Origin of the sequence: Stappia indica (assembly GCF_001696535.1) — a bacterium.
Taxonomy (GTDB): domain Bacteria; phylum Pseudomonadota; class Alphaproteobacteria; order Rhizobiales; family Stappiaceae; genus Stappia; species Stappia indica.
The window spans coordinates 473,477-487,974 of the sequence record NZ_MBQE01000004.1 but is presented as its reverse complement, the minus strand read 5'-3'; the positions used below and the strand labels follow the sequence as shown (position 1 = coordinate 487,974).

The 14,498-nt window shown below is 66.0% G+C and carries 12 protein-coding genes; 8 read left to right on the top strand and 4 right to left on the bottom strand.

Annotated elements, in window-relative coordinates:
* Positions 1 to 229: 229 nt before the first annotated feature.
* Positions 230 to 1,258 (bottom strand): Ldh family oxidoreductase, encoded by a 1,029-nt coding sequence (locus BBX35_RS16550; protein WP_067222208.1) that lies wholly within the window; start codon positions 1,256 to 1,258, stop codon positions 230 to 232.
* 294 nt (positions 1,259 to 1,552) lie between these two features.
* Here BBX35_RS16550 and BBX35_RS16545 point away from each other — a divergent pair, with 294 nt between their 5' ends.
* Positions 1,553 to 2,269 (top strand): GntR family transcriptional regulator, encoded by a 717-nt coding sequence (locus BBX35_RS16545; RefSeq protein WP_067222207.1) that lies wholly within the window; start codon positions 1,553 to 1,555, stop codon positions 2,267 to 2,269.
* Positions 2,270 to 2,348: 79 nt separating this feature from the next.
* Positions 2,349 to 3,803: an NAD-dependent succinate-semialdehyde dehydrogenase gene (locus BBX35_RS16540; RefSeq protein ID WP_067222205.1), complete on the top strand. Its 1,455-nt coding sequence runs from the start codon at positions 2,349 to 2,351 to the stop codon at positions 3,801 to 3,803.
* Positions 3,804 to 3,877: 74 nt separating this feature from the next.
* Here BBX35_RS16540 and BBX35_RS23445 read toward each other — a convergent pair whose 3' ends face one another.
* Positions 3,878 to 4,525, bottom strand: a complete 648-nt coding sequence (locus BBX35_RS23445) for a hypothetical protein (protein WP_141687880.1) — start codon at positions 4,523 to 4,525, stop codon at positions 3,878 to 3,880.
* A 74-nt stretch (positions 4,526 to 4,599) separates the two neighbouring features.
* The gene (locus BBX35_RS16535; protein ID WP_067222204.1) at positions 4,600 to 5,529 is read right to left on the bottom strand and encodes a LysR family transcriptional regulator; all 930 of its coding nucleotides are present in this window, start codon (positions 5,527 to 5,529) and stop codon (positions 4,600 to 4,602) included.
* Between the two features lie 112 nt (positions 5,530 to 5,641).
* On the opposite strand from BBX35_RS16535, the gene uraD reads away from it, so the two are divergent.
* The 6 genes from uraD to BBX35_RS16505 all read left to right on the top strand — a co-directional run bounded on the left by uraD (position 5,642) and on the right by BBX35_RS16505 (position 13,761).
* Complete coding sequence (uraD, locus tag BBX35_RS23095) at positions 5,642 to 7,198, top strand: 2-oxo-4-hydroxy-4-carboxy-5-ureidoimidazoline decarboxylase (protein ID WP_083206375.1); 1,557 nt, start codon at positions 5,642 to 5,644, stop codon at positions 7,196 to 7,198.
* Positions 7,199 to 7,202: 4 nt separating this feature from the next.
* Positions 7,203 to 7,688: a TRAP transporter small permease gene (locus BBX35_RS16525; protein WP_067222202.1), complete on the top strand. Its 486-nt coding sequence runs from the start codon at positions 7,203 to 7,205 to the stop codon at positions 7,686 to 7,688.
* Positions 7,685 to 8,965 (top strand): TRAP transporter large permease, encoded by a 1,281-nt coding sequence (locus BBX35_RS16520; RefSeq protein ID WP_067222200.1) that lies wholly within the window; start codon positions 7,685 to 7,687, stop codon positions 8,963 to 8,965. The genes BBX35_RS16525 and BBX35_RS16520 overlap by 4 nt, the downstream gene beginning before the upstream one ends.
* Positions 8,965 to 9,720 carry an aspartate/glutamate racemase family protein gene (locus BBX35_RS16515; RefSeq protein ID WP_067222199.1) on the top strand — a complete coding sequence of 252 codons (756 nt, stop codon included), beginning with the start codon at positions 8,965 to 8,967 and terminating at the stop codon, positions 9,718 to 9,720. Before BBX35_RS16520 ends, BBX35_RS16515 begins: the two co-directional genes overlap by 1 nt.
* 109 nt (positions 9,721 to 9,829) lie before the next feature.
* Complete coding sequence (locus tag BBX35_RS16510; protein WP_067222197.1) at positions 9,830 to 11,758, top strand: sigma-54-dependent Fis family transcriptional regulator; 1,929 nt, start codon at positions 9,830 to 9,832, stop codon at positions 11,756 to 11,758.
* A gap of 203 nt (positions 11,759 to 11,961) precedes the next feature.
* Entirely contained in the window at positions 11,962 to 13,761 is a 1,800-nt protein-coding gene (locus tag BBX35_RS16505; protein ID WP_067222195.1) for an NAD(P)/FAD-dependent oxidoreductase, read from the top strand.
* A gap of 64 nt (positions 13,762 to 13,825) precedes the next feature.
* On the opposite strand, the gene BBX35_RS16500 is transcribed toward BBX35_RS16505, so the two are convergent.
* A complete protein-coding gene (locus tag BBX35_RS16500; RefSeq protein WP_067222194.1) occupies positions 13,826 to 14,206 on the bottom strand; it encodes a glyoxalase superfamily protein in 381 nt (126 codons plus the stop codon).
* Positions 14,207 to 14,498: the final 292 nt, after the last annotated feature.

Here is a 14,498-nt window from a genome sequence, read left to right as displayed (position 1 = left end):
CGGGAGGACGCAAGGAGAGGCTTATGCGACGGCACGGGGCACCCCGGCTGTCGTCCCGGTTTCGGCGGAGCCGAAGACCGGGATCCAGTAACCACAGATCGTGCGGCTCAGGCCTCGGCGCCGGCACAAAGCCGCATCCGTCAGCGTCCCAGCCACACACCCCGGCGGATACTGGATGCCTGCCTTCGCAGGCATGACAGCGGTGGAGGTGGCGCTCCGAAGAACCCCCCTACGCGTCGCGCCAATCCTCGCCGGCCAGCGCGGCGATCTCCGCATGCACGGCGGCGGGGATAGTCAGCCCCTCGCGGGCGGCGCGGGCGCGCGCGTCCAGCCGGCGCGAGCCCGGCAGGCGCACCCCGTCCTCCGCCTCGATGGCCGCGACCAGCGTCTCCATCCGCTCGCCGTATGCGCCGGCCGAGCTCATGCCCGGATCGATGGCGATCACCGTCTGGCCGAGGTTCGGCGCGGCCCCTTCCCCCGTGAACAAGCTGGATGCCTCGAAGGCAAGGCTCGCCCCGACCAGCGCGGCGGCCATCACCTCGACCATCAGCGCCAGCGCCGCGCCCTTGGCCTCGCCGATGGGGATCATCGTACCCGCCATGCCCGCATCGGCATCGGTCGTCGGGTTGCCGTCGACGTCGAGCGCCCAGCCTTCAGGGATTGGCAGGCCGGCCTTTTGCGCCGACAGGATGCGGCCGCGCGCCACGCGCGAGACGGCGAGATCGATCACCAGCGGCGCCCGGCCGTCCGACAGCGGCGCAGCGAAGGCGATCGGATTGGTACCGAACAGCGGCTTGCGCCCGCCCCACGGCGCAATGGCCTTGGGCGCATTGCCGAAGACGAAGGCGACGAGGCCCTTTTCCGCCAGCTTCTCGCAATGGGCGCCGGCCTGGCCGAAGTGGTGCGAGTGGCGGATGGCGGCAAGGCCGATGCCGGTCTCCGCAACGATGCCCGGCAGCGCGTCGATGACGAGATCGAAGGCGGGATAGGCGAAACCGAGGCCCGCATCGACCCGCAGCAGGGCCGGCGCGGGGCGCGAGAAGTCCGGCACCGCATGGCCGTCGACCTTGCCGCTCTTCGACTGCGCCGCATAGGAGGACACCCGCGACAGGCCATGGCCGGCCTGGCCGTCCGCTTCGGCGGCGACAAGGGCGCGGGCGACGGACTCGGCGTTTTCTGCGGAGGTGTTCGCAGCGATGAGAGCGGCGCGGGCAAAGGCGCCGGCTTCGTCCAGCGTGAGGGTGACCGGGGAGGACATGGCGAAGGCTTTCGTGGTCGGCAGGGCCGGATTAAGGGCTGCAGCGCGTGGGGCGCCTGGTCTTCTCGCCGTTTAGACCGCTTCGCGCCGCGCGGAAAGAGCCCTCTTCGCCTCTCCCGTCCCCGCATGCCGTCAGCGGCCGGGGGAAAAAGCGCAAAAGTCGCTTGTCTTGCAAAACACCCGTCACATTCTTGTATATGATATTTGTCTGATGAATGATCGGATGCGAAACTCGGGAGGCGGCAACCCCGTCCGCCCACGCCCGCCCTCCGGCTCACATGAGGCCCCTTCGCCATGATCGCCAAGGCCGGATACAGTCCGCTCTACCGCCGGGTCGAGGAGATCATGCGGACGCGGCTGACCGACGGCAGTTGGCCGCCGGGCCACAGGCTGCCGAGCGAACAGGTGCTGGCCAGCGAGTTCGGCGTTGCCCAGGGCACCCTGCGCAAGGCGGTCGAAACGCTGGCCGCCGAAGGCCTGATCGAGCGGCGGCAAGGCAAGGGCAGCTTCGCCCGCCAGCCGCACACCGCGCGGCCGATGTTCCAGTTCTTCTTTCTCGCGCGCCCCGGTGGCGAACGGCTGACGCCGGAGCTGCGCCGCACCACCGTCGAGGAGGGCACGGCCGACGCGGCGGAGGCTGCGCGGCTGCAGCTCGCTCCGGGCGCCCCGGTGGCGCGGGTGTTCCGCGAACGCAGCCTCGACGGCAAGGTTGTGCTGGTCGAGCGGATCGTGCTGCCGGGCGAACGGTTCGCCGGAATCGGGAACCTGCGGCTGCCCCAGGCGCTTTACGCCATGTACCAGAGCGAATTCCGCGTGATGGTCACCGTGGTGCACGAGGAGTTGCGCTCGGTTGCCGCCGATGCGGAGCAGGCCGGCCTTCTGGAGGTTGCGCCGGGCTTCCCGCTGCTGGCCGTCGACCGCCTCGCCTACGATCTGGAGGGAGCCCCGGTCGAATGGCGGGTCAGCGCCTGCAACACGCAGGACCTCGTCTATTCCGTGACGCTGCGCTGAAAACCGGGCCGCACACGGCCCGATACGAGGATGACAGAACGACCGCCTGCCACACACAACAACAAACGGGAGTGCAAGAATGATCAGCGACCACAGGCTCTTCAAGCAGTCCTGCCATATCGGCGGATTGTGGACCCACGCCGACACCGGATCGGTGATCGAGGTCGACAATCCGGCGACCGGCGAGATCATCGGCACCGTGCCGCGCTGCGGCCGGGCGGAGACGGCTCGCGCCATCGAGGCCGCTTATCTCGCCTTCCAGGACTGGAAGGCGACGACGGCGGAGGAGCGCGGCGCCCTGATGCACAAGCTGTGCGACGCGATCATGGCCAATCACGACGCGCTGGCCGAAATCCTCACCACCGAGATGGGCAAGCCGCTGGCCGAGGCCAAGGGCGAAATCGCCCTCGGCGTCAAATACATCCGCTTCTTCGCCGAGCAGGCCAAGCGCATCGACGGCGACATCATCCCCTCGCCCTGGCGCGGCAAGCGGATCCTGGTGACCAAGGAGCCGGTCGGCGTCACCGGTGCGATCACCCCCTGGAACTTCCCCCACTCGATGATTTCGCGAAAGCTCGGCGCGGCCCTTGCAGCCGGCTGCACCATGGTGATCAAGCCGGCGAGCCAGACGCCCTTCTCCGCCCTCGTCTTCGCAGCGCTTGCCGAGGAAGTCGGCTTCCCGCGCGGGGTGGTCAACGTCATCACCGGCTCGGCCGCCGATATCGCGGCCGAAATGTGCGAGAACCCGCATCTGCGCAAGATCACCTTCACCGGCTCGACGGAAGTGGGCAAGAAGCTCGCCTCCAACGCTTCCGCCCACATGAAGAAGATCTCGATGGAGCTCGGCGGCAACGCCCCCTTCATCGTCTTCGACGACGCAGATCTCGACGCGGCGGTGGAAGGGGCGATGGCCTCCAAGTTCCGCAATTCCGGCCAGACCTGCGTTTGCGCCAACCGCATCTACGTGCAGGCCGGCGTCTATGATGCCTTCGCCGAAAAGCTCGGTGCCGCCGTCGCGGCGCTCAAGGTCGGCAACGGCCTCGAAGAGGGTGTGACGCAGGGCCCGCTGATCGACGGCAAGGCCGTCGAGAAGGTGGAGGAGCACATCCAGGACGCACTCGCCAAGGGCGGCAAGGTGGTTCTGGGCGGCAAGCGCCACGCCAATGGCGGCAGCTTCTTCGAGCCGACGCTGGTCGTCGGTGCGACCCCGGAGATGAAGGTGGCGCGCGAGGAAACCTTCGGGCCGCTCGCCCCCCTCTTCCGCTTCGACACGGAAGACGAGGCCGTGGCGATGGCCAACGACACCGAATACGGCCTTGCCTGCTACTTCTACACCCAGGATCTGGGGCGCGCCTTCCGCGTCATGGAGGCGCTGGAATATGGGCTGGTCGGCGTCAACGAGGGGTTGATCACCACCGAGGTCGCGCCCTTCGGCGGCGTCAAGGATTCAGGGCTCGGCAACGAGGGCTCGAAATACGGCGTCGAGGACTACCTCAACATCAAATACGCCTGCGTCGGCGGGCTTGGACTTTGATCCCGCCCCTCCCGGCATGAACGAAGGGCCGCCCATAGGCGGCCCTTTCAAGTTCAGTTGGTCACTGGATCTGATTACCCAATTTCCTCTGCACACTGCTGCCACTCACCATTCTGTATAAGAGTTGATTTAAATATCTTTACTTTTTCACACCCTCGAATCTTTTTCAAATTAGAGCGAATTGAATGCCTAATGGATTCTGGAATCCACGGACTTAGCGTTATACTCTTAATACTACTCAAATCTATATCAAAATCGAAAGATTTATTCTCCTCATCCACATCAACGAATACGATTCTATACTCTTTTTCAGGCCTATACGGCCACCTCTTCAAAAAAGGCAATTCTTCGTTTGTTATAAATTTTCTTTTCTTAAGATCCCTAATGTACTCATACTTAACTACACCTTGAATTATTCTACCATCCCCCGAAAATCTTTTGAGAAGCTCTGATTTATTAAAGTTAATACAAACTCCATCCGGACTTCCAGAAAAAACTTTCCAATGATGATAAGTCTCTACAGATTGAGTAAAACATATCGCCAATACAGATTTTGCTCCCAATCTCTTTTTATAAACACTTAAAAAATGAGTGTCATTTTTGTCATCCCATCCCTCTGGATCTAAGAATGTTATCTTTCTTTTACTCAATAAATAGATCAGCGAAGATAAATTTGTATATCTTCGCAAAACATTTGAATTATATGGCGGAGTCAAAATCATATTTCATCTCCATGCAAAATTTTAATCAAAGTACATCTAAAAATAAGAGAAGCAAATTAAAATGAAAGGAGTATCTAGCTCCCCTCCCGCACCTCGGCGAGCATCGCCGCGACATCGGCGGCGAGAAGATCGGCGACGCGGGTGGCGATGCGCGGCAGCGCGCGGCGAGAGCTGATGGCCAGCGCGATGCTTTGCGGCACCACGTTCTGCCCCGTCACGGGGATCGCGACGAGGCGCCCGTCCAGCAGTTCCTGCGCCGTGTCCAGCTCCGAGGTGAGCGCGGCGTGGCTGCCGGAGACGACGAGTTGCTTCAGAAGCTGCAGCGAGTTGGTGACCACCGGCGGACGGTTCTCCGAGAACATCCAACCGTGGCGGGCGTCCAGCATCCGGCGGATCGCCAGCGACGGGCTCTGCACCACGGTTGCCTGGTCGCGCACCTTGGCAAGGCTCACCTGGCTCAGTTCCGCAAGCGGATGGCCGGGCGCGACGACGCAGTGCAGCGGCAGCTCGGCGCTCCATACCACATGCAGGTCGCGGTGCGGGCGCAGGTTGAAGGCGAGCGCCACGTCGGCATCGCCCCGGTCGAGCACGGCCATCGCATCGTCGGGCGTTGCGATCTCAACATCGATCCGCACCCGCGGATACACCTCCGCCACATGATGCAGGAAGCGCGGCAGCACGCCGTTGACCAGACTGTCCATCGTCACGAGGCGGATATGGCCGAGGCTGATGCCCTGCATCTGCTTCACGTCGGACCACAGGCGGTTCTCGTCTGCCCGCCAGCGCCGCGCCAGCACCACGAACATCTCGCCGACCGGGGACAAGGTCATGCCCGTGGTCATGCGGTCGAACAGCTGTACCCCAAGCCGGTCCTCCAGCAACTTGATCTGCCGGTCGATCGCCGAGGCGGCAATGCCGATGGCGCGCGAGGCCGCCTGGATCGAACCGTGCTCGGCAACGGCCTCGACATAGTGCAACCCGCGGGGAACGAGGTGGAGCGACATCGATGGGCATCCTAATTTCTAGAATGCAGGATTGTCGATAATGTCATGGATTGCAATGACGAGGGCCGGCTAGCGTTCAGGGCACAAGGACACCGGACGGCAAAGGCCCGCCATGACTTCCGCCCTCGACACGCTCAATTCGGCTTCCCGCGAAACAGCGCTAGCGCTGCTGGAGCCCCTGGTCGAGCGCTCGCCCTGGGTGGTGGAGCTGACCGTCGACCAGCGCCCCTTCGCGGACGATGCAGCGCTTGCCGCGGCGCTGGCGGACACGATCCTTGCAGCCGGCACCGAGCGCCAGCGGGTGCTGTTTGCCGCTCACCCGGAGCTTGCCGGCCAGGAAGCGGCCGAAGGGCGCATGACCGACGCCTCGACCGGCGAACAGGCCCGGCTCGGCCTGTTGTCTCTGTCGGCGGACGATGCCGTCCGGCTGCGCGCGCTCAATGCCGCCTACCGGGCACGTTTCTCCCATCCCTTCATCATCGCCCTGCACCGCGTGCCGGACCTTGAGACCCTTCTTGCCACTTTCGAGCGCCGCCTTGCCGCGCCCGCGCCGGAAGAGCATGCCGCCACACTGGACGAGATCGCCTCGGTGATCCGCTCCCGTGCCGCCCGCGCCTTCGGGCCGGGCGCGAAACCGCCCCGGACCTCCCTCGCCGCAACCCTGGAGCACCCAGCCATGAAAGCCATCCTCCCGCTTGTCGCCTCCACCGCCCTCGTGCTGTCGACCGCCATGGCCGATGCCAAGGACACGATCCGCATCGCCGGCAACTTCGCCACCGAGCACTCCTCCTCGCTTGCCATCGCGAAGTTCGAGGAAGAGCTCGAGCGCCTGTCCGGCGGCGAGATCGACGTCAACGTCTTCCCGGCGCAGCAGCTGGGCGGGGCGGCCGAAAACGTTCAGGCCGTGAAGATCGGCGCCATCGAGATGATGTGGGTGGGCACCGCCTACCTGACCCGCACCGTGCCGGAGCTTGAGGTCATCGGCCTGCCGTTCCAGTTCCCGAGCCGCGAGGCAGCCTTCGCCATCACTGACGGACCGGTCGGCACTGCGCTGGACGACATGATGGCCAAGGAGGGCATGACCTCCCTCGGCTACATGGAGCTGGGCTTCCGTCACCTGACCAACAATGTCCGCCCGGTGGTCGCCCTCAGTGACATCGAGGGGCTGAAGATCCGCCTGCAGCCGAACGAGACGCATCTCGCCACCTTCCGTGCCCTCGGCGCCAATCCGGTGGCGATGGACGTGAAGGAGCTCTACTCCGCGCTGGAACAGGGCGTGATCGACGGCCAGGAGAACCCGTTCGCGATCATCAACGTCGCCGGCTATGTCGAGGTGCAGAAGCACGTCTCCAACACCGGGCACTTCTTCGACTTCATCTCCGTCGTCGGTAACAAGAACTGGTTCGACGGCCTCGCCCCGGAAAAGCAGGCGATGGTCCGCGAGGCCATGGCGACCGCCGTTGCCTATCAGCGCGAGCTGGCCGCCGAGCAGGATGCAGCGGGCCTGGCGCAGCTCACGGCCAAGGGCATGACCTTCACCGAGGTTTCGCCGGAACTGGCCGCCGCCTTGCGCGAAAAGACCGCCGGTGTCGCCACCGAGACCAAGGCCCGCCTCGATCCGGAGCTGGTGAAGCTGCTGGATGCCGAGACCGCCAAGCTCGGCATGTGATCCGATGGCGCTCGACCGCCTTCTGACCTTCGTCCTTGCGCGCGCCGATACCGGCGCGCGCCTCCTCGTCATCCTGGGCGCGGCCGCCATGGTCGCCGTGGTCTCGGCCCAGGTGGTGATGCGCTATGTCTTCAACGGCTCGCTCGACTGGGCCGACGAGGTCAGCCGCATCGCCTTCGTGTGGACGATCTTTCTCGCGATCCCGCTCGGCATCCGCGACGGGACCCATGTGGGGATCACGCTGCTGGTCGAGCGCCTGCCCGCCGGCGTGCAGCGCCTCGTCGCGCGGGCGACCAGCGCCCTCGGCGCGGCGCTGATGGGCGTCGTGTTCTGGACCACCATCGGGGTCGCGCTGGCCACATGGTCCGAGCGGCTCGGCGCACTGAACATCACCTCGAGCGTGTTCTTTTTCCCCGTCATCCTCGGCGCGCTGCACTCGGCCCTGCATCTCGTCCATCTCGCGCTGGTCCCGATGGAGCCCCGGGCATGAGCCTCTTCGTCATCGCAACCTTTCTCGTGCTCGCTCTTCTCGGCATGCCGCTCGCCTTCTCGCTCGGCGTTGCCGCTCTCGCCGGCCTGTGGCTGTCGGGCATCGACGTCGCGGTACTGGCGCCGCGCCTGATGAACGCGGTCAACTCTTTCCCGCTGATGTCGATCCCGCTGTTCATGATCGCCGGCGAGCTGATGCTCAAGGGCGGGATCATGGACAGGCTGGTCGACTTCGCCAACGCCTTCATCGGCCGGGTGCGTGGCGGCCTCGCGCAGGTGACCATCGTCGCCGGCGCGGGTCTTGCCTCCGTTTCGGGTGCAGCCGTCGCCGACGCCTCGGCCCTCTCCTCCACGCTGGTGCCCTCGCTCAGGAAGCAATACGGCCTCGGCTTCTCCACCGGCATCGTGGCGGCCGCCGCCAATCTCGGCCCGATCATCCCGCCCTCCGGCGCGATGATCGTCTACGCGTTCATGGCCGGCTCCAGCGTTTCGGTCGGCGGCATGTTCATGTCCGGCGTCATTCCCGGACTGATCCTGTTCGTCCTGTTCATGGTCCTGTGCTGGCTGATCGCCTGGAAGCGGAACTACCCGCTGGCCGGCACGCCGGTGACGCTCTCCAACATCCTGCGCGAGCTGAGGCGTAGCCTCGTCATCTTCCTGATGCCGGTTCTGGTCATCGGCGGCATCGTCGGCGGTGCCTTCACCCCGACCGAAGGGGCCGCGGTCGGCGTCTGCTACGCGCTGGTCCTCGGCTTCTTCGTGACGCGCAAGCTGAAGCTGTCCGACCTGCCGGACGTGTTGCTTACCGCCGCCAAGACCTCCGCACTGGTCGGCGCGATGATCGCCTTCGCCTCGACGGTGACCTTCCTCTTCACCATCGACCTGCTGCCGATGAAGCTCGCCGGCCTGATGCAAGGCGTCACCGACAGCCCGTTCCTGTTCCTCTGCCTGATCGCGGCGATGCTGCTCGTGGTCGGGATGTTCCTGGAATCCAACGCCGCCTACATCATGCTGGTGCCGCTGTTCCACCCAATCGCCCTGCAATACGGGATCGATCCGCTGCATTTCGGCTTTCTCTTCGTCTTCAACCTGGTGATCGGCATGCTGACACCGCCGGTCGGCGTCGTGCTGTTCGTCGTCTGCGGCATCACGGGCGTCAGGATGGGCGAGCTGGTGCGCGAGAGCTGGCCCTTCATCGCAGCGATGCATGCCGTGCTGCTGGCCTGCATGATCTTTCCCGGCATCGTCACCTGGTTGCCCGAAAGGCTGGGCTACTGATGCGCCTGCTGCTGCTCAACCCCAATACCACCGAAGCACTGACCGACCGCCTCGCGCGCAGCGCGGCAACGGTGCTGCCGGGCGATGTCGAACTGCTGCCCCTGACCGCGCGCCAAGGCTTTCCCTACATCTCCTCGCGCGCGGAGGCCCAGATTGCCGGCGCCGCCGTGCTCGACCTGCTGGCGCAGCACGAGGGACGCTTCGATGCCGCGGTCATCGCCGCCTTCGGCGATCCGGGACTTTCGGCCGCGCGCGAGCTCTTCGACCTGCCGGTGGCCGGGCTTTCCGAGGCGGCGATGCTCGCCGCATTGGCACTGGGGGAGCGCTTCGCCTTCGTCACCTTCTCGCCCCGCCTCACGCCCTGGTACGAGGAGCAGGTGACGCGCGCGGGGCTCGGCATGCGCTTTGCCGGCACGTTCACGCCGGATGCCGCTTTCGGCTCCATCGCGGCAGTGGCGGAGGAGATGCGCGCACCGCTGGTGGAGACATGCCGCCGCGCAGCAGCGCATGCGGATATCCTGATACTCGGCGGCGCGCCAATCGCCGGGCTGGCCGGGGATATCGCCGACGAGGTGCCGGCGGTGCTTCTCGATCCGGTGAAAGCCGCGGTCCTGCAGGCGGTTTCGCTCCAACGTCTGCGTCCGTCCGGCGCGGACAAAGGCAGCTATGCCCGCCCGCTGGCGAAGGACAGCACCGGCCTCTCCCCGGCTCTCGCCCGCCGGATCGCCGGCAAGGACGCACCCGACGCGCCTTGAGCGCCACAGATATCCCCGCGCCCGCGTCCTCCTCCTTTGGCACAAGTCCCCGATCCCGCCTTGTGAGCCGTTGCCTCCCATGCGAGCATCGTGGCGGGAGGAAATAGCCATGGTGTCGGCGCTGTCGCACATCAAGGAGATCGAGCGCGTCGCCATGGGCGAGGCGAGCGGCCGGGATATGCCCGTCGTCCAGTCGTGGCTGCGCTGCGTCAACGACTACCGGCTAGATCCGGCCCAGGCGCAGGAAGCCTATATCGTTCCCCAGACGAAGCTGCGCGAACATCGCGAGCAGGCGGAGGAACTTATCCGCATCGGCCGCAGCGGGCTGGAAACGCTGTTCAACCAGGTCGCCGAACAGAAATACGTGCTGCTGCTGTCGGATGCGCGCGGCGTCACCGTGGAGTTCATGGGCGACCCCACCTTCGACAACCAGCTGCGCAAGGCCGGGCTCTATCTCGGCTCCGAATGGTCGGAAAACCGCGCCGGCACCTGCGCGGTCGGGGCCTGCATCGTCTCCGGCAAGCCGGTGGTGATCCACCAGGACGACCATTTCGACAGCAGCCATATCGGCCTGACCTGCACCGCCGCGCCGATCTACGACACGCTCGGCGACCTGACCGCCGTGCTGGATATCTCCCAGCTGCGCTCGCCCACCGCCAAGGCCAGCCAGCAGCTGGCGCTGCATCTGGTTGCGGCGACCGCGCGGCGGATCGAGCTTGCCAACCTGATCTCGCGCACCCGCAACGACTGGGTGCTGCGGCTGTCGCGCCTGCCGGACTTTCTCGACGTCGACCCTGACGCGGCGCTGTCGCTCGACGGAACGGGCCGCGTCACCGGCATCACCCATGGCGGCTTCAACGCGCTGGCGCGGGCGATGAACCTCACCGCCTTCACCGCGCGCGATCTGATCGGCGAGCGGATCGACCGGTTCTTCGAGATCGATATCAACGACCTGCCGCGCTACATGCGCGGCGGCGCCGACCGGGAACGGGTGCTGCGGGCGCGCGACGGCTCTGCCTTCTTCGCCAGCTCCATCGCACCGGTGGTGGCGCCGCGCGGGCCGGCGACCGCCCGTCCGCGCCTGCCGGGCGCGCTCTCCACCTTGAGTTTCGGCGATCCACGCATGGAGGCGATGCTGGCGCGGGTGTCGCGACTTGCCGGGCTCGACATCCCGATCCTGATCCATGGCGAGACCGGGACGGGCAAGGAGTATCTCGCCCGCGCCATCCACGAAAGCCGCGAGCGCCCCGGCCCCTTCGTCGCCGTGAACTGCGCGGCGATCCCCGAGCACCTGATCGAGTCCGAGCTGTTCGGCTACGCTCCCGGCGCCTTCACCGGCGCGGCCCCGCGCGGCAAGACCGGCCTGATCGAGGCCGCGGCCGGCGGCACGCTGTTTCTCGACGAGATCGGCGACATGCCGCTCTCGCTGCAAAGCCGCCTCCTGCGCGTCCTGTCGGAGGGCGAGGTGCAGCCGGTCGGCGCGCTGAAGGCCCGGCCCGTGCGGCTGAAGCTCATCTCCGCCTCGCACCGGGACCTCGGCCGGCTGGTCGCGGAAGGCCGGTTCCGCGAGGACCTCTACTACCGGCTCAACGCCGCCACCTTCACCCTGCCGCCCTTGCGCGAGCGGCTGGACTTCGATGCCCTCGCCGAGCGGATGCTGGCCCGCATCACCGCCGAGACAGGCGGCAGCCCGCGCCTGTCCCCCGGCGCGCGCATGGCGCTGCGTGCGCACCACTGGCCGGGGAACCTGCGGGAATTGCACAACGCCCTGAAAGTCGCCGCAGCGCTGGCGGACGGAGACAGGATCGATGCCGAGGCCCTGCCCGAGCAGATCGGCCGACCGGGCGCCAGTCAGCCGCTGCGCCCTGCCCTCGCCCCGATGCCGCCGGCGACACCGCGCCGCGGCACGGATGCGGCAGGAGAAGGCGACCTCCTGCAGGAACTCGCCGCCTGCGGCGGCAATGTCTCGGAGTTGGCGCGCCGGCTCGGCGTCAACCGCTCGACCGTGCATCGCTGGCTGAAACGCGGCGGATCTTGAACCGTCCGAGCCTGTCGCATCGCCTGCGACAGGTGTTGCAGGCCTGTTGCGCAACGCTGCGACAGGTTCTGCGACACCCATATCCAAGCCCTTGAAAAAAATAGCTCTCTGCTTTTTCGAGACTGGCACGCGGCTTGCCACCTGCTCTGTACCGGGCGGGCGCAGATCCGTCCCCGGAGACATGAGCAACGGGAGGAGACGATATGCTCGACAAGACACCGACGGCCCGCGTGCAGGCCTTTCTCGACCGGTTCGGCGGGGCGCTGGAGGCGGGCCGGATCGACGAGGCGGTCACCATGTTCGCCGAGGAGTGCTACTGGCGCGATCTCGTGACCTTCACCTGGAATCTCAAGACCGCCGAGGGACGCGGCGAAGTCCGCGACATGCTGGAGGCGCAGCTCGCCCTGACCAAGCCGACCGCTTGGCAGGTGGCGGAAGGAGAGGAGGCCAGCGAGGCCGACGGCGTGACCCAGGCCTGGATCACCTTCGAGACGGCGGTGGCGCGGGGCTACGGCCTGATCCGCCTCAAGGACGGGCTGATCTGGACGCTGCTGACCACCATGGTCGAGCTGAAGGGCCACGAGGAGAAGTCCGGCTTCTCCCGGCCGCTCGGCGCCAAGCACGGGGTCAATCCCGGCGGCAAGACCTGGAAGGAGGAGCGCGAGGAAGAGGCCGCGACGCTCGGCTACACCAGGCAGCCCTATGTGGTGATCATCGGCGGCGGCCAGGGCGGCATCGCGCTCGGCGCAAGGCTGCGCCAGCTCGGCGTGCCGACGATCATCGTGGAGCGCAACGACCGGCCGGGCGATTCCTGGCGCAAGCGCTACAAGTCGCTCTGCCTGCACGATCCGGTCTGGTACGACCACCTGCCCTATATCGATTTCCCGAAGAACTGGCCGGTCTTCGCGCCGAAGGACAAGATCGGCGACTGGCTGGAAATGTATACCAAGGTGATGGAGCTGAACTACTGGACCCGCTCCACCGCGCGCTCGGCAAAATGGGACGAGGCCAACAAGGAATGGGTCGTCACGGTGGATCGGGACGGCGAGGAAGTGGTGCTGCGGCCCAAGCAGCTGGTCTTTGCGACCGGCATGTCGGGAAAGGCCAACATCCCGCAGTTCAAGGGCGCGGACCGCTTTGCCGGCGAGCAGCACCATTCCTCGAAGCATCCCGGCCCGGACGGATACAAGGGCAAGAAGGTCGTCGTCATCGGCTCGAACAACTCGGCCCATGACATCTGCGCCGCGCTCTACGAGGCCGGCGTCGACGTGACCATGGTGCAGCGCTCGACCACCCATATCGTGCGCTCCGAACCCTTGATGGAGCACGGGCTGGGCGCGCTCTATTCCGAGCAGGCGGTAGCCGGCGGCATGACCACGGCGAAGGCGGATCTCATCTTCGCTTCGCTCCCCTACCGGATCCTGCACACGTTCCAGAAGCCGATCTACGACAAGATCCGCGAGATCGACGCCGACTTCTATGCAGCGCTCGAGAAGGCCGGCTTCCGGCTGGACTTCGGCGCCGACGGCTCGGGGCTCTTCATGAAGTACCTGCGGCGCGGCTCGGGCTACTACATCGACATCGGCGCCTCGCAGCTCATCATCGACGGCAAGATCAAGCTGGCCGCCGGCCAGGTGGAGGAGATCACCGAGACATCCGTCAAGCTCGACACCGGCGTCGAGATCCCGGCCGACGTGATCGTCTACGCCACTGGCTACGGTTCGATGAACGGCTGGGTCGCCGACCTGATCGACCAGGAGACCGCCGACAAGGTCGGCAAGGTCTGGGGGCTCGGCTCCGACACGCCCAAGGACCCCGGCCCCTGGGAGGGCGAGCAGCGCAACATGTGGAAGCCGACGCAGCAGGAAGCGCTGTGGTTCCACGGCGGCAACCTGCACCAGTCGCGCCACTACTCGCAGTTCCTGTCGCTGCAGCTGAAAGCGCGGATGGAAGGCATCCCGACGCCGGTCTACGGGTTGCAACAGGTGCACCACAAGGGCTGAGCGAGGGACAGCCGACACAGGACCGGGCGGAGCGATCCGCCCGGTTTTGTTTGCTGAAATCAGCTCAGCCGAGCGGCTGGCCGACGTCGATGCGGTTTCCGTCCGGGTCCTCGAAGACGAAGGCGCGCAGGCCGAAATCCTTGTCGCGCAGGCCCTTGACGATCCGCAGGCCGTGCCGCCGGCATATCTCGTGCAGCGCGTCGACATCCCCGACCATCAGATGGGCGACGTTGAACGGCGCCGCGCGGTGGCCGGGCTGCAGGGTCAGGTGAAGCTCCGCCTCGCCCTGCTTGAGAATGACGAAACCGGCGGGATCGCCGTTCTCGAACGCCTTGGTGAAACCCAGCACGCCGACATAGAAGTCGAGCGCCCGCGTCATATCGCTCACGGGCAAGGTCGCGGCGATCCGACCGAACCGGATCCCGCCCTGATTGGGCATGGTCATGCGACTGCCTTGGTTGACGAAGCGCTGCGCCTTTCGGGGACGGTGCCGCGGCCGGTTGCGCTTCGCAGAGAAATGTCAGGACGGTGCCCGACAGCAAGATGCCTCGGGACGGCCGGATTGGCCAGCCCCGCAGTCTGGCACGCGCGCAACAGTGCACAACGGATCGGATCCTCGTCGCGATTGTCGCGGCACTCCGCGAAAAGACCGGTTACAACGCGGGGGATCATCGCAGTGCAGGCCGGTTGCGGTCGCACTCATCGCCCGACGGCAGAGATGCCTTCGCTCGTTTTGC